The 17818-nt window shown below is 37.9% G+C and carries 6 protein-coding genes; 3 read left to right on the top strand and 3 right to left on the bottom strand.

Annotated elements, in window-relative coordinates; translation table 11 throughout:
- Positions 1-122 precede the first annotated feature (122 nt).
- The 3 genes from J4Q03_RS15430 to J4Q03_RS15420 all read right to left on the bottom strand — a co-directional run bounded on the left by J4Q03_RS15430 (position 123) and on the right by J4Q03_RS15420 (position 7129).
- Entirely contained in the window at positions 123-2195 is a 2073-nt protein-coding gene (locus J4Q03_RS15430) for an alpha-ketoacid dehydrogenase subunit alpha/beta (protein WP_426049024.1), read from the bottom strand.
- A 75-nt stretch (positions 2196-2270) separates the two neighbouring features.
- Positions 2271-4379 (bottom strand): S8 family peptidase, encoded by a 2109-nt coding sequence (locus J4Q03_RS15425; RefSeq protein WP_426049023.1) that lies wholly within the window; start codon positions 4377-4379, stop codon positions 2271-2273.
- Between the two features lie 635 nt (positions 4380-5014).
- A complete protein-coding gene (locus J4Q03_RS15420) occupies positions 5015-7129 on the bottom strand; it encodes a S8 family peptidase (protein ID WP_426049022.1) in 2115 nt (704 codons plus the stop codon).
- Positions 7130-7415: 286 nt separating this feature from the next.
- On the opposite strand from J4Q03_RS15420, the gene dnaE reads away from it, so the two are divergent.
- The 3 genes from dnaE to J4Q03_RS15405 all read left to right on the top strand — a co-directional run bounded on the left by dnaE (position 7416) and on the right by J4Q03_RS15405 (position 17676).
- A complete protein-coding gene (gene dnaE / locus J4Q03_RS15415) occupies positions 7416-12080 on the top strand; it encodes a DNA polymerase III subunit alpha (protein WP_426049021.1) in 4665 nt (1554 codons plus the stop codon).
- A 329-nt stretch (positions 12081-12409) separates the two neighbouring features.
- Positions 12410-15880, top strand: a complete 3471-nt coding sequence (locus J4Q03_RS15410) for a fibronectin type III domain-containing protein (protein WP_426049020.1) — start codon at positions 12410-12412, stop codon at positions 15878-15880.
- Positions 15881-16083: 203 nt separating this feature from the next.
- Entirely contained in the window at positions 16084-17676 is a 1593-nt protein-coding gene (locus J4Q03_RS15405; protein ID WP_426049019.1) for a GEVED domain-containing protein, read from the top strand.
- The last annotated feature ends 142 nt before the right edge of the window (positions 17677-17818 follow it).

Below are 17818 nucleotides of genomic sequence, written 5' to 3'. Positions count from 1 at the left end.
CATGAAATTAAATGTGCTTATAAACAAAAGAAATACCAAAAACGGTATTTTTTATCGTTGATTAAATGTAATAAAAAAACCTCTAAAGAAAATTAGAGGTTTTATATATTTAATATTGCCGTTTAATATTGCAGCATTTCTTCGATCTTTTTACTGAGTTTTTCAGCATTCGGAAGCATTTCTTTTTCCAGAACCAGATTAATCGGAACTGCAGGTAGATCAAGAGATCCCATCGTTTCTACCGGAGCATCCAGATATTTGAAACAGTTTTTTGAGATACGGTGTGCAAATGCTTCTGCAAATGAATTGTTAAGCTGTTCTTCCGTAAGAACAATACATTTTCCGTGTGCTTTTACTCTTTCGAAAACAAGTTCTTCATCAAGAGGAATTATGGTTCTCAGATCGATAACTTCCACTCTTCCTTCAAAGTTCTTCACAGCTTCTTTCGCCCAGTAAACTCCCATTCCATACGTTACAACCACTAAAGTTCTGCCTTTTTTGGTTTCATTCTGGTCGGCTTCAATAATCACTTTACCTTTTCCGAAAGGAAGGATATAGTCTTCTGCAGGCTCAATGGTTTTAGCATCTTCGGTTCCAGGAACTTTGCTCCAGTATAAACCTTTATGTTCCAGCATAATCACTGGGTTCGGGTCATAATAAGCCGCTTTTAATAAGCCTTTGAAATCGGCTGCGTTACTAGGATAAGCGATTTTAATTCCTTTAATGTTGGCTAAGATACTTTCAACACTTCCGCTGTGGTAAGGACCACCGCCGCCGTATGCCCCGATTGGTACACGGATGATATTGCTTACAGGGAATTTTCCCTGACTTAAATAACTTGATTTTGAAATTTCAGTGATCAGCTGGTTGATGCCCGGGTAAATATAATCGGCAAACTGAACTTCTACGATAGGCTTTAATCCTACCGCACTCATTCCCGCAGTAGATCCGATGATATATGCTTCCTGGATCGCTGTATTGAAGACTCTTTTGCTTCCGAATTTTTTTCCTAAAGTAACGGTCTCTCTGAAAACGCCCCCGATTCTTTCTCCTACATCCTGTCCGTAAAGAAGAGCTTCAGGATGTTTCCACATCAGTTCCTGAACGGCGTGGATGGCAGCATCTACCATGACGATTTTTTCACCACCTGCAGGCTCACGTGTTCCAGTTTCTTCAGTAATTGGAGTAGGAACAAAAACGTGCTGCATAACCGTTTCCGGTTTTGGATCTTCTGCATTTTTAGCCCTTTCAAAAGCCTCTTCAGCTTCCAGACGGGCTTTTTTAGTGATTTGTTTTAAAAGATCTTCATCAGTCCCAGATTCAAGAAGTTGTTTTCTGAGGATCTCACCCGGATCTTTAGCTCTGTGTTTGGTTAAATCTTCTTCGTCTCTGTAGAATTCTCTTCGTACACCGGATGTGTGGTGACCGATAAGAACTGTTTTAGCGCAGACAACCAAAGGCTTTCTTTCGTTTCTTACAAAATCTACGGCCTTCTTCATGGCTTCGAAGCTTTCCACAAAATCTGTTCCGTCTACACGCATTCTGCTAAGACCTGTGAAACCAGCTACGAAATCGTAGGCATCACATGTTCTTGCTTCTTCTTTGGTGACAGAAATTCCCCATTCATTATCCTGTACAAGGAATATGATTGGAAGCTGGTGAAGAGCAGCAAACTGTAGAGCTTCACTCACTTCACCTTCTGTTACGGAATTATCTCCAAGGCTGCATACTACAACCGGATTATTTTCGAAATTCTGCAAGTTGAATTCCTGGATATATTTTATCCCTTGCGCAACACCAGTGGTAGGAATGGTCTGCATTCCTGTAGCCGAACTCTGGTGTATGATCTTAGGTTTGTTTTCGTCTCTGCTTGATGGATGGGAATAATATGATCTTCCTCCTGAAAAAGGATCTTCGGCTTTTGCTAATAGCTGGAGCATGAGTTCATACGGCTCAAAACCGATACCTAAAAGAATACTTTCGTCTCTGTAATAGGGAGATATCCAGTCTTCTTTTTTTAACTGATACGCTGTTGCCAGCTGGATGGCTTCATGACCTCTTGATGTACTATGAACGTATTTACAGATATTTCTGTTTTCTTCATAGATATCTGCCATTGCTTTAGCCAGCATCATATGATTGTAAGCCTTTAGCAAAATATCCTGAGAAACTTTTTCGTGAAGTGTATTTTCCATAGGAAGCAAATATACATAAAAAAACAAAACACTAACAAGTGTTAGTGTTTTGCAATAATCTATTTACCGTATTGACTATTCTTTGATTACTTTTTTAGAAATTACTTCTTTATCAGTTTTTACTTCAATGATATAAATTCCTTTAGTGTAAGATGATAAATCTACTGATATTTCATCAGAATTAATAGTACCATTCTGTAATTTTTTACCGGAAAGATCATAGATAATGAAAGTTGATTTTTTAGGTGCTTTCAATACTTTTACGACGTCTTTAGTAATAGTTGGAGCGATGATAATACCTTCTGCTTTACTGGTTTCACCGGTTGCCAGAACCTGCGCAGAATATCCGGAAGCAATAATGGAATAATTTTGAGAAGCGGCTGAACCTGTATTATTCACTAAGTTTCCTTTGTTGGTGATTTCAACTCTGTAGTTTCTTCCGGTAACCGGAGCGTCAATGACAACCTGCTCTACGTTGTCAACTGTGTTGTCGCCTTTTGTTGCTGGATCCATTGGGCTTAATGCATTTAGTTTCCATGGCTGATATATTGTACCTGTTACAGTATCAATAATTCTTAAATCTAAATCGTTTACCAATCTGGAATTTCTGTTATTGTAAGCGTCTGCCCATGTTAAGTCTGCAGGGACAACATATTCAGGATCAACCCAGGAAATGGTTACTTTAAGAGGCTCGTTTCCTGAGGCTGTGACTGTTTTTTGATTCATTGACCCATTATTGAGTGTCTCATCATTGAAAATAATAGTATTATTTGATTTTCCAACCAATAATTCTGCTCCTTTTTTTGCATTAATATATCCCCAGCCATTCCATGGGTCAGGGCCAACAGTTCCTGCTTCAGATGCAGAATGAATCATTAGCGTTTTGGCAGATGCTGCATTAAGTTCAAGAGCAGGATAAAGCTGTTTGTAAATCTGCATCCAGACCCCTATAATTCCTGTAACAATAGGTCCTGAATAGGAGGTCCCGCTGCCCGAGCCGTATATGCTGCTTCCTGTTGTGTTTTGAGCTGTAGAGGCATGTATTACATTGGTTCCGGTAGTGATAATATCTGGCTTTATAGCTCCGTCATCTCTAGGACCGGCACTGCTGTAGCTTGACTTTATAACGTCAGAAGAGGAGGAGTATCTTTTATCACCCGCAGTCAGGATGTCTGAGGCGCCAACAACGATAATATTTTTTGCCAGAGAACCGGGGCCGATGCAGTCATATCCTAACGCACAGTTCTTTTGCGGTACGGTATCTGTAGCTGCAAATGGTGCCAAATTTCCTGCGTTGTCTATATAATAATTAGAGGTATTGCCGTCAGGCCCCATTCCATATGAATTTCCTGCAGATTTTACGATAACATAAGTGGGATTGGTGTATACTATATTGTCATAATTCTGGTCATTGGTATAATAGGTTCCCTGTAGATCAGCACTGGTTCCCGGACTTTCAAATGTACCTCCCCATAAATAAAGAATACCCATAAAATTGCTCCATCCAGGGTTGGTTCCATATGAATGATTGGATATTTTAGGCTGTGCTGAAACTATTTTTTCATATACTGTACTGGCGGTAGAACTTCCCGGTAATGTTGTTGTTTCGAAGGAATAATTGTCAAAAGTTGAGTTTTGTGCTATTCCTCGGAAGTTCGTTACACGGGTGGTTCCATTGGTGAATGTAAAAGTGTAAGGAAAATCCTTGGCACCAATAAATCCTGTAACAGCAGTGGCATGAGCACTATAGTTCATGGTGCTGGCCTCTTTATTGCTTACTCTGCCTGTTGCGTTATTAAAAAGTTCATGTCCTTCAAATGCTCTTCCACCGTCAAAGATTGTATATTTAATATTCTCACCGTTAAACGAACCTGTTAGCCCGCTGATCGTACCGTTCTGTAAAAAGTCTGCATTGGAATTTTTTATCTGATCCAAATCGTGGGACTGGAGGAAATAAGGTTTTCCGTCCGGATCAAATCCTGCCAGGGTTTTTCGCTGTTCTTCAATTTCTTTTAAAGCCTCAGGACTTTTATTAGAATTAAATTTTTTTGAGACATACAGCTCAAATTTTTCGCTATTTTCAATTCTTTGGCGTTGTAATTCTCTTTTAAGAATTTCATTGTTGTTTTGAGCACTCAGAACAATAATTGCCAGAGTGCTGATCGAAATAAAGATTTTTTTCATAATGCTATATATTTAATGTTTGTTTGCTAAATATATACATTAATAGGATTTATTTTAAATTATGAGTTGCAAAAGTTTGGTTTTATTAATATTATTAATATTTTTAATGAGATTTATGAATGATTTAATATTTTTATTTATGTTGATAGTTTTTATTTTACAGAATTTATCTAAAAAAACACACTTTTTTATGAAAAAAAGCTGTGAAAATTCCTTTAGTCGAGCCCTGATGAATAATCTTAGGCTCATTTTATTTCTGTCTGATGGATGATAGTAATACGATTTTCTCTTGAAAAAGAATCTTCGGCTTTTGCAATAGTTGGAACATTAGTTCATACGGTTCAAAACCGAATACTATGGTCTTTGTAATAAAAGATACCATAGCTTTTTTGCTGATAAGCTATTGCCAGCTGGATAGCTCATAATATCTTGATGTACTATAAACATATTACAGATGTTTCTGTTTTTCTTTATAGATATCTGCTATTGCTTTGGCCAGCATCATATGATTGTATGCTTTTAGCAAAATATTTTGAGGTACTTTTTGTATAGGTATTTTCCATAGGAAGTAAAATAATACAAAAACAAAACACTAACGAATGTTAGTGTTTTGCAATGATCTATTTATGGTATGATTATTCCTTGATTACTTTTTTAGAGATCACATCTTTATCTGTTCTCACTTCAATGATGTAAATACCCTTAGTGTATGTAGATAGATCTACAGATTCTTTCTCGCTGTTGATCACTCCGTTCTGTAATTTTTTTCCGGAAAGATCATAAATTACGAAAGTAGATTTTTTTGGAGCTTTCAATATATTTACAATATCTTTTGTAATGGTTGGAGCTATTGCGAGACCGCTTAGTGCGTTGGCTTCGCCGGTTCCTAAAACAGCTTGTGTCTGGCCTGTAGCTATTATAGAATAGTTTTGTGGAGCATTAGCACCAGCATTGTTTTTTAAGGTTCCTTTATTAGTGATCTCAATTCGGTAAGTTCTGCCGGCAACCGGAGTATCTATCACCACTTGTTCTACATTATCTACTGTATTATCTCCTTTTGTAGCCGGAGTCATTGGAGCTAAAGCGTTTAGTTTCCACGGTTGATAAATTGTACCTGTTACGGTATCAACAATTCTTAGATCTAAATCATTTACCAATCTTGATGATCTGTTGTTATATGCAGCAGCCCATGTTAGGTTTGCAGGAATAACGTATTCAGGATCAATCCAAGAAATTGTAACTTTCAACGGCTCAGTGCCCGATGCTACAATATTCTTTGTTTTTGGAGTACCGCTGGTTAATGTTTCATTATTAAAAATAACCGTATTGTTAGCTTTTCCTACTAATAATTCAGCGCCTTTTTTAGCATTGATATATCCCCATCCAAACCATGGATCTGGACCTACATTGCCTGCTTCAGAAGCTGAATGAATCATTAAGGTTTTTGCACTTGCCGCATTCAATACCTGGTTTGAAAAAAGATCTTTATTTACTTGTGTCCATAAACCTATAACACCCGTTACGACCGGTGCGGAATAAGACGTACCACTTCCGTAGCTAAATGTTGTACTGCCAACCGTATCTTCTGCTGTAGCGGCAGAGAAGACATCAGTACCTGTAGTTGAAATATCCGGTTTGATTCCTCCATCATCTCTTGGTCCTGCACTGCTGTAGTCAGAATGAACAACATCAGAAGCTGTTGTATATTTGAAGTTATTGGTTGCAATGACATCCGTAGCTCCAACAACGATAATGTTTTTAGCTAAAGATCCTGGACCGATACAATCAGCCCCATTACTACAGTTTGTTGTAGGTAGTGTATCTGTTGCAGCAAACTGAACTGGCACACCATTATCATCGGTATAATATTTAGGAAAGGCAGATGTTCCTGGATAATCAGGTCCGTAACCAAAATAATTACCAGAAGATTTTACAATAATATAAGAAGGGTTATTATATACAATCTGATCATAGTTTTGATCTTGACTGAAATAAGTTCCCTGCAGATCCATAGAAGTAGAAGGACTTTCAAAAACGCCTGGCCAAACCCATGCATTTACACCATTTACAGTTTTTACATCCCAACCTTGATTGGTTCCATATGAATGGTTAGAAATGCTAGGCTGTGCTGTTAAAATTTTTTGAAATACCGTGCTTGTTGTGGTATTACCAGGTAATGTAGTCGTTGCAAACCTGTAAGAATCCATTGTAGAATTGATAGCAACTCCTCTTGTGTTTCCACTAAGACCGCCTCCACTTACGTTTATACTCTTACCACCAATAAAACTCGCTACACCCGTTGCGTGCGCACTGTAAATTTGTGTTGTAGCTTCTTTATTGGTAATTCTTCCTGCAAGATTGTCGAAAGCTGTATGAGCAGCATATACTCTACCTCCGTCGAAAATAGTGTATTTAATACCTTCACCATTATAAGCATTAGTTAATCCTACTACACCACCTGCTGTATTAAGATGATCAGCGTTAGCATTGGAAACCTGTCTGCTATCTTCTTTCTGATAAAAATAAGGCTTACCGTTTGGAGTAAATCCAGCTAGATTACTTCTCTGTTCTTCAATTTCTTTTAAAGTCTCCGAAGACCTGTCTCCTCCGTAACGCTTTGAAACATAAGAGTCAAACCTTGCAGAATTCTCTTTGTTTTGCTTTTCAAACTCTCTTTTTAATCCTTCATTGTTTTGCGCACTTATTAATGTAATTGCCAAAGTGCTGACCAAAAGTAAATGTTTCTTCATAATGGTTCAGTAAAATATTAAAAATTTATAGGTAGCAAATATATACTAAAATCTTTAATTTTATTCGTTTTAAGTATGTTTTATTTGATATAATTGACATGATTTAATATATTTATATTGATTTTTAGATATAGTTGTTTATTTTGATATGTTTTCGTTTTGTGAATTTGAAAACGGGAGATAAAAAGAGAACTTTTGATGCCAGCGAAACGGAAATCTTGCCATCCATTATTAAAAAAAATGAAGTAACTTTACATTCTCTTTTTTAAAAAAGTTAGAAACTTATATGTATTTAATTTTTGACACTGAAACAACCGGATTACCTAAAAATTTCAATGCACCACTTTCAGATTCCGACAACTGGCCAAGAATGGTTCAGATTGCATGGCAGGTACATGACGATAATGGTAAATTAATTGAAAATCAGGATTATATAATAAAACCTGAAGGGTATGATATTCCCTTTAATGCCGCAAGAATTCATGGAATTACGACTAAGATCGCCAATGAAGAAGGACGCGACCTGCAGGAAATTCTGGAAGAATTTTCTAAAGTGCTGGACCGGGTAAGAATAGTGTCCGGACACAATGTAGAATTCGATTACAATATTGTAGGAGCAGAATTTTACAGAAAAAATTTAAAAGATAATCTTCAGAATAAACCTAAAGCCGATACAATGGTTTTGGGAACAGACTATTGTAAACTTGGTGGTGGAAGAGGAGGAAGGTATAAATCTCCGAAACTGGAAGAATTGTACGAAAAACTTTACGGTCACAAATTTGATGAAGCACACAACGCTGCTGCCGACGTAAATGCAACTGCCCGGGTATTCTTTGAAATGATGAGAATCGGAGTGATTCCTGCAGAAGTACTGAAGATCTCCGAAGATCAGCTCAGCTACTTTAAAACACTTTATCCGGACCCGATACAGCCGTTTAATATTGTTATCAGAAGACAGGTTGCTGATTTTAACAATAAGAAAAAACAGTCTGATTTCGGAAGCATTGATGAGATTGACCTCGGAAAATATTTCAATTTTAACAGCCACAGTGTTTTCTCTACATTAATGGCTACTTCAAGCATCAATGACTTGATCAAAAAAGCTTCTGACGATAACTTTCCCGCCGTAGGAATGGTAGATATCGGAAATATGATGGGAGCCTTTAAATTCGTTTCGGCAGTAGAATCTGCCAATTCGGACCGTGCAAAAAAGCATAAAGAATTTCTCGCCAAAAAACAGGAAGCTGAGGACAACGGAACAGAATTTACAGAGCAGGAACCTGTTTCAGCACCGCTTATTCCCGTGGTAGGCTGTGAATTCTATATTTCAGACCGGTATGAGCAAAAGCAGTTTACAAAAGATGACCCCGACAGAAGAACCCAGGTTGTTCTTTTGGCAAAGGATTTTAACGGCTATAAAAACCTGGCTAAACTTTCAAGTATAGGATTTTTAAAAGGGTTTTATTTTGGAGTTCCAAGGATTAGCAGAGAGCTGATCGCTGAATATAAAGAAGGATTGATCGCCTTGACCTCAGGGATTTTAGGAGATATTCCTGATGCTATTCTTAATACCGGAGAGCAGAAAGGGGAAGAGCTATTTAAATGGTGGAAAGATACATTCGGGGATGACTTTTATGTACAGCTTCAGAATCATAAACTGCCTGAAGAAGAGCATTTAAATGAAGTTTTACTGTATCTGGCAGATAAATATAATACTAAAATCCTCGCTCAGAACGAAACTTTTTACACTCATAAAGAAGATGCAAATATCCAGGATATTGTAAGCTGTATTAAAGATGGTGAAAAATTAACCACACCGGTAGGGAAAGGCTTCGGAAAACGAAGAGGACTTACCACCGGGGAATACTATATTAAAAACAGTGACGAGATGAAAGAAGCATTCCTGGCTTATCCGGATGCTTTTGAGGCTTATGACGAATTTTTAGCAAAATTCAGCCCATATACCTTAAAAAGAGACGTTCTTCTTCCTAAATTTGATATTCCTGAAGAATTTATTCATGCAGAAGATGCTGTGGATGGAGGAAAAAGAGGGGAGATGGCTTATCTGACCCATTTGACTTACGAAGGCGCTAGAAAAAGATATGTAGAAACCGGAATTACTGATGAAATAAAAGAACGGCTTGATTTTGAACTTGACGTAATTGCCAATACCGGTTATCCCGGTTATTTCCTTATTGTGCAGGATTTCTGTAATGAGGCCCGGAATATGGGGGTGTGGGTAGGTCCAGGGAGAGGTTCTGCGGCTGGTTCTGCAGTAGCTTATTGCATTGGGATTACTAACGTTGATCCTATCAAGTATGATCTCCTTTTTGAGAGATTCCTGAATCCGGAAAGGGTTTCGATGCCCGATATTGATATTGACTTTGATGATGAAGGACGTGACCGGGTTATTAAGTGGGTGATTGAAAAATACGGACAGAGCCAGGTAGCACAGATTATTACCTATTCGGTTTTGGGAGGGAAATCTGCCATTAAAGATGCCGGAAGGGTATTGGATCTCCCGATTCCCGATACCAATAATATTGCAAAACTGATACCTGCCAGCCCCGGAATGAATATTGCCAAAGCTTTAGCTAAATATGATAAGTTGAAGCCTGAAGAACAGATGCTGGTGGATGAAATGAGAATGGTTCTCGATAATCCTGATGATCCCCGTTTCGATGTACTGGCAAGTGCCAGGAAAATGGAAGGATGTATCAGAAATACAGGGATTCATGCCTGTGGGGTGATTATTACTCCTGAAGATGTAAGTAACCTTGTTCCGATAACAATTGCAGCAAAAGATGCTGATATCCTGGTTTCCCAGTTCGACAACTCGGTGGCGGAAAGTGCGGGACTTCTGAAAATGGACTTCCTGGGGCTTCGTACCCTGACGATTATTAAAGATGCCATGAAATTGGTTAAGCAAAGGCATAATGTAGATCTGGATCCGGACGAAATTCCGTTGGATGATACCAAGACCTACCAGTTATTTAAAGAAGGAAGAACCATCGGGATTTTTCAGTATGAAAGTCCGGGAATGCAAAAATACATGAGAGAGCTTAAGCCTACAGTTTTTGCCGATCTTATTGCCATGAATGCACTTTATCGACCGGGTCCGATCAAATATATCCCGAACTTTATCAACAGAAAGCACGGAATTGAAGAGATCGTTTACGATCTGCCGGAAACCGAAGAGTATTTAAAAGAAACCTACGGAATTACCGTTTACCAGGAGCAGGTAATGCTTTTGTCCCAGAAGCTGGCCAACTTTACAAAAGGTGAAGCTGATACGCTGAGAAAGGCGATGGGTAAAAAGCAGATTGATGTTCTGAATAAAATGTATCCGAAATTCATTGAAGGTGGAAAGAAAAACAACCTCGATGAAGACCGTTTAAATAAAATCTGGAATGACTGGAAAGCTTTTGCAGAATACGCATTCAACAAATCTCACTCTACCTGCTATGCATTAATTGCCTACCATACCGCTTATCTGAAAGCCAATTATCCGGCTGAATATATGGCGAGTGTGATGAGTAATAACATTAACAATACAGATTCTATCACCATGTTTATGGAGGACTGTAAAAGCATTGGAGTTGATGTTTTAGGACCTGATGTAAATGAATCCCAGTATAAATTCTCAGTAAACGAAAAAGGACAGATCCGTTTTGGTCTGGGAGCAATTAAAGGAATCGGAGAAGGACCAAGTGAGGCCATTACGAGAGAAAGGACCAACGGAAGATTCAAAAATATTTATGATTTCTTTGAAAGAATTCCTCCTTCCCAAATGAATAAAAGAGTGGCGGAAAGTTTAGTGCTTGCTGGTGCTTTTGATGAACTCGGTTCTTATCACAGAGGTCAGTATTTTGATATTGACATGGCCGGAAAAACGAATCTGGAAAGATTGATCAGATATGGGCAGAGCTTCCAGGAAAGTAAAAATGAAATGGAACATTCACTTTTTGCTGATTTTGCAGATGAAGTACAGATTGAACAGCCTAAACTGCTGCCATGTCCGGAATGGCCTAATATGCATAAATTAAATAAAGAGAAGGAAATCATCGGTTTCTATCTCTCCGCTCACCCGCTCGATGAATTTAAATACCAGTTCCAGTTTATGCAGGGCAGGCTATCAAAAAAGAATGTGCTTGAAAAAGACGAAGAAAAAGTGGTAACAGATGAGGTTCCGATTTTAGAGAAAGATTCTCAGGATGAAACGGTGGATCTTATTGAAATTGTTTCTGATGAGCTGTCCATAGGGGAAGAGGAAGTGATAGAAGAAGTGGTAAAGAAAGCTGAGCCGAAGGGTAATTTCCTGTTTTTGAATCTTGATGAGGTAGATGCTTATAAAGAACAGGCTTTTTCCAATAAGCAGGAAGAGCTTTTTGAGGAAAAAAAGAAAGACTGGAAAACACTTCAGAAAGAAAGAGAGAACGGTGGTGGCGGAAAAGAATATACGGTAGCCGGGCTGATCACTGAGTATAGAGTACAGGATGGATTCAGAAGTGGTGAAAAGGTTGCTTTTGTTACTTTGGAAGACTATTCGGGATCCTATTCTTTCAGGTTGGGAGACAGGGATTATATGCGCCTGAAGGAGAAATTGGAAGTCCAGAGATTTGTAATTTTTAAAATAAAATTTGCGCAGGTAAAGGATGGACGGGTTTTTGTGAACGTAAATGATGTTATTGAACTTCAGGAAGCTTTTGAAAGATTTGCGAAAAGCATTTCCCTGGTCATGGATGTCATGGATGTCCGCCCTGAAGATCTTGACTTTTTCAGAAAGGTTCTTGACCGGAATAAAGGAAACCAGAAACTTAAATTCTTTATAAAAAATATTGAAGATGATTCCCAGATTGAAGTGCAGTCCATGAAACATTCAGTAGATCTGAATGGAGATCTGATTAAGGAAATTCAGCTTCTTAATAAATATGAGTTCTATTTGAACTAAGAAAAGTGAAATATTCATAAAAAAAGCGGCATTTTTTGTCGTTTTTTTTATGGATAATTAAGTCGTTATCTGGTGAAAAATGAATTATTTTTTTATGTTAAATATAAATTAATCCACGTTTTTGTGATTTTAAGTTTAAATATAAAAATTTGAAAACCAGATACTTACTTTTTTATCTATATTTGATGATTTAATGTTAAAACTAAATAGATATTTAATTTTGTATAATAAATTATTTAATTTGTGATTTTGTGTTTAATTTTTTATGATAATTTTTGATATTTCATAAAATATTTATTTACTTTTACCCCCTAATTTTATTTTACTATATGAAAAAACTTTTACTTTCGTGCTTGGTTTCCATGAGTATTGGAGCTTTTGCACAGGTGGGTCCACCACAAGCCACAAATCCAAATACCAATAATGGGTATGGATTTGAACAAAGTAGTGGAACTTACACTCCGTTATCCGCCGCCAGGACTATATGGCAATCGGGTGCAGCTTTAGGAACAGATGCTGTATCTGCAGCTATTAATTTACCATCAGTATTTAAGTATAATGGTAAATCTTATTCCAGCATTTACATTAGTAATAATGGTTTTGTTACGCTTGGGACACCTGCTTTAGCAGCCACATATTCAGGGCTTTCTACTGATACTTCTACTCCATATGAAGGTGCTTTTGCGGGGTTTGCAGTTAACCTGAGAAATGCAAATACAACAACCTCTGAAATTTCTTATGAAACAGTTGTGTCTAAATTTGTCGTTCAGTTTACTGACTTGCAGGGAAATTCAGCAGCAGCGGCACAAATTATTAATTTTCAGATACAATTTGATTTAACATCAAATACCGTAAATATTGTATATGGTAACTGTGTATCCGGAACGGCTACGTTGGCTGGTCAGGTGGGAATTAGAGGGTCTGAAAGTTCCGATACAAACAATAGAACCGGTACTGACTGGACGGCTACAGCTATTGGAACATCAACATCTTCCAGCTGTACTTTAGGAACTACCAACGGAGTTACTGTTCCTACTTCTGGTCTTACATTTACCTTTACTCCAGGAACGTGGCTTTCTACAGCGCCTACTTACGCAACATTACCTTTCACTGAAAGTTTTGGATCATGGACAAATGGTAACTCAACAGGTGATCTACCCAATGCAGTGAACTGGAGAACATGGCCTTCAAGAGGTGATAACTCTTGGAGAGCAAGTGATAATTCTGTTTCAGGATTTTCAAGTGCTTCCGGTTGGTCAAGTGTAAATGGTAATGCTGCTATTGCAGCACCCGCCGTAGCACCTACTGCAAGATTCCATGCCTATAATACGGTAAATGCATCGGGATATATGGATTTATATATTGATTTATCCACCGGTGCGGGAAGTAGAATTTTAAATTTTGATTATATTAATCCCACTGGAAGCGATAATCTGAAAATCCAGGTTTCTACAGATGCGGGAACTACATTTAACACTGTAGGCTCTACTTATGGAGTTTCTTCTTCATGGTCTACAAAATACGTTGACTTAGGAACGAATAGTGCAACAGCAGTTGTAAGATTTCTGGCAACCGGTGATAATGGAAGTGATGATATCTATATTGATAACGTAAATATAAATGCCGTAACCTGTGCAATGCCGGATATAGTTACTGTAGGAACTACAACAGCTACAACAGAATCTGTAAGCTGGACGATTACAACGCCTGCACCTTCTTACGATATTTATTACAGCACTACCAATACAGCTCCTACAAGTGGAAGTACACCTAATGTAATTGGTGCTACTGGTACAACTTATACATTAACGGGCTTAGCTCCGCTTACAACTTATTATGTTTGGGTAAGATCCCGTTGTAGTGGTACTGATCAAGGTATCTGGATTGCTGGACCATCTTTTACAACTAAAACTTTCTGTCCGGTAGTAACAGCTCCAACTTCTTCAGCAACAGGAGTTTCAGTAACGCCTACATTTACATGGACGGCAAATACTGATGCAACCGGTTATAGAATTTCTATTGGAACTACATCAGGTGGTACAGATGTATTAAACAACACAGATGTTGGTAATGTAACTACTTATACTTTACCTGCTGCTCTTAATAATTCAACGACATATTATTATACTATAAATTCTTATAATGCCGGTGTAACTTCTACATCATGTACGGTAAGAAACTTTACAACAGTTTGTAACTCGACTAACGTACCTTATACTCTGGATTTTGAGAATGTTACTACACCAGCTTTACCAGCTTGTACATCAGTAGTTAATAGTGGTTCAGGAAACTCATGGAAGACAACAACTGCTCCAACAGGATTTACAGGTAAAGTCCTTAATTATTCATATAATAGTTCAAATGCTGCAAATACCTGGTTCTTTACACAAGGTATCAATCTTACAGCAGGAGTTAGTTATAGAATTAAATATAAATATGCTAATTCATCTGGAACAACACAATATCCTGAAAAAGTAAAAGTTGCTTACGGATCTTCAGCAGCAAGTGCAGCCATGGCAAATACTTTAGCTGATCATTCGAACATTATTACTAATGGAGTTCCGACAAATACTTTTACAGACTTTACGCCAGCGACAACAGGTGTTTACTATTTTGGGTTCCAGGCTTATTCAGCTGCTAATATGAATCAGATATATGTTGATGATATTAACATAAATATTACTCCTACCTGTACAGAACCTTCAGCTGTTGCTGTTTCAGCTATTACTACTACTGGAGCAAGTGTTTCTTGGACAGCTCCGGCTACCGCACCGGGAAGTGGTTATGAATATTATTATTCTACAAGTAATACAGCTCCTACTGCTTCAACAACTGCTTCAGGAGTTAGTACTACAACGTCAGCACCTTTATCTGGATTAAACCCTTCTACTACTTATTATCTATGGGTTAGATCAGTATGTAGTACTTCTGATAAGAGCGCATGGACTTCTACAGCCGTAACGTTTAATACACTTTGTGGGACGGTTATGGCTCCTTTTTCTCAAAATTTTGATAGTGGGACTGCGCCGACTTGTTGGAGTAATGTGAACTCCACAGCGACAACTACAGATGTTACACTTTTCTGGAAATTCTCCGGAAACGCAGATTATGGTGCTAGTCCAATTAATAATGGTAAGGCAGCAGGTACCTACGCATGGGTAGATGCAAGTTCGCCATATACTGGAGCAGGTACACATACAGTGGAATTAGTGACTCCGTCAATAAACCTGACAGGATTAACAGCTCCGTTTATTTCTTTTGACTGGTTTAAAAATCATTCAACAACAGCTACAACAACTGTAACTCCTTCGACTTATGATAATAATAAGCTTATCGTAGAAGTAAATGACGGAAACGGATGGGTATCGGTATTTAGTGACACTACAAACTCTAATCAATGGAGAACTGTTGGTATTCCTTTGGCGGCTTCATATGTTGGAGCAACTATTCAGGTAAGATTTACGGTTGATAAAAATGTAAATGGTAATGGATACTATTTTGATGACTTACTTTTGGATAATATTGAAGTGAAGCAAAATACGAATTTAGCAACTTCTGAAGTTTCAGGAGCTAAAAATGAGATTAAAGCATATCCAAATCCTTTTGCAGATGTATTGAATATCTCAGATATCTCTAAAGTAAAATCTGTATCAGTAGTTGATCTTGCCGGAAGAGTGGTAAAAACAATTGACAATCCTTCTTCAGCTCTTCAGTTAGGAGACCTGAAACAGGGAATGTATCTTGTAATTTTAAACATGAAAGACGGATCAAAACAAACGATCAAAGCAATTAAGAAATAAATCTTTGATTATATTTAAAAAAATAGCAGCCGAAAGGCTGCTATTTTTTTTGAAAACTGTTTTGTAGTAAACTATTAGTTAATAATAAATAATTATTGATCAATGTATTTATAATAGATGATTTTATTGCTCCTTTTAATTTAATAAAAAAGCTTTATTGTGTTTTTTTTATTAAATTTGTTTATACCATAAAATAAAATTACATGAAAAAGTTTTTACTTGCGAATTTAATAACGATTGGCACCTTTGCCTTTGCTCAGACCTATTGTACGCCGGTGTTCCCGAACGATTGCAGTGGAGGGGATATGATCGACAGTTTTACGATTCCATCAGCGGGGTTCAGCCATCTTGATACGGGATGTTCCCAGGGCTCATATGGAGACTATATAAATCAAACAATTAACCTGAATGCAGGGGTAAGCTATGCATTTTCTGTTACTCATGAATATTCCGATCAATACGTACGTATCTGGATAGATTTTGACAATAACGGAACTTTTGACGATGCAGCCCCGGAGCTGGTAGCAACAGCAGCCAGTATCGGGCCGGATGATAATTCAGTTACCAATGGTAATATAGCCATTCCTGCAACGGTTACACCGGGAACTTACAGGATGAGAGTGGGAGACCGTTTTAATAATGAGCCTGAACCATGCAATATATTAGGATATGGGGAAGCACATGATTATACTGTAGTGATTGGAGCGGCTCCAAGCTGTCTGGCACCGGGTAACTTATCTTCTGGTACTGTAACTTCCAACTCGGCCGTTGTTTCATGGGTGGCTTCTACAAGTACATTGGGTGTAGGTTATGAATATTATTATTCCTCAACAAATACAGCTCCAACGGCTACTACTGCAGCATCAGGAAGCGTAGGAGCTTCGGCTTTATCTGCACCTTTGTCCGCATTAACTCCTGCCACGGATTATTATGTATGGGTAAGGTCTGTATGCAGTGCTTCCGATAAAAGCGCTTGGTCTTTAAGTACATCATTTACTACTGAATGTGCTGTAATAGTTCCCACTACTGCTTATATCAATGATTTTTCAACATTCCCGGGAAATTGTTGGGAACAGGCTTCCGGTGGAGATACAACTACAGGATCTACCGATACGGATGAATGGTGGTATGATGGGGACTTCCTGAATGCAGGAGATGGTAATAACTCCGCTAAAATAAATCTTTATTATAACGAAACCATAGCGTGGCTGAAGACTGTACCTTTCAACCTTTCTGCAGGAGGATACAGAGTTAAATTCGATTATGGAGTAACAGAGTATTCAGATACCACTGCTTCGGCTATGGGATCTGATGACGTGGTTCAGTTCCTGGTTTCAAACGATGGAGGAACGACATGGGCTGTTCTGCAGACATGGAATGCAGCTAATGCACCATCCAATACTTCTACGACCTATTCTTACGATCTTACCACCTATACAGGAGCCAATACCGTATTTGCATTTTATGCTTCCGATGGGACTGTAATTGATTCTGAAGATTATGAATTCTTTGTTGATAATTTTAAGGTAGAATCCACAACACTGGCAACATCTGAAGTTTCCAAAGCAAAAGAAGAGATTAAAGCATACCCGAATCCTTTCACTGATGTACTGAATATTTCAAAAGCAGATCTTGTAAAGTCAGTTTCTGTTTCTGATGTTTCCGGACGATTGGTGAAAACCATTGAAACCCCGTCTTCTGCTCTTCATTTGGGAGATCTGAAACAAGGACTGTATTTCATTACTTTAAATATGAAAGACGGTTCCAGACAGATGATCAAAGCAATTAAAAAATAAATAGAATAGACATATTCAACTAAAAAGACGGCTAATTGCCGTCTTTTTTATATTAGTGTCACTTGTTGGGTACTGGTTGTATGTCTCCTGTGTTCATTTGCTCAAAGACGGCAGGGAAAAACGTCACGAGTATAAAATAAAT

Source organism: Chryseobacterium sp. NFX27 (genome assembly GCF_049887855.1).
GTDB lineage: Bacteria > Bacteroidota > Bacteroidia > Flavobacteriales > Weeksellaceae > Chryseobacterium.
This window is presented reverse-complemented; position numbering and strand designations above follow the sequence as displayed.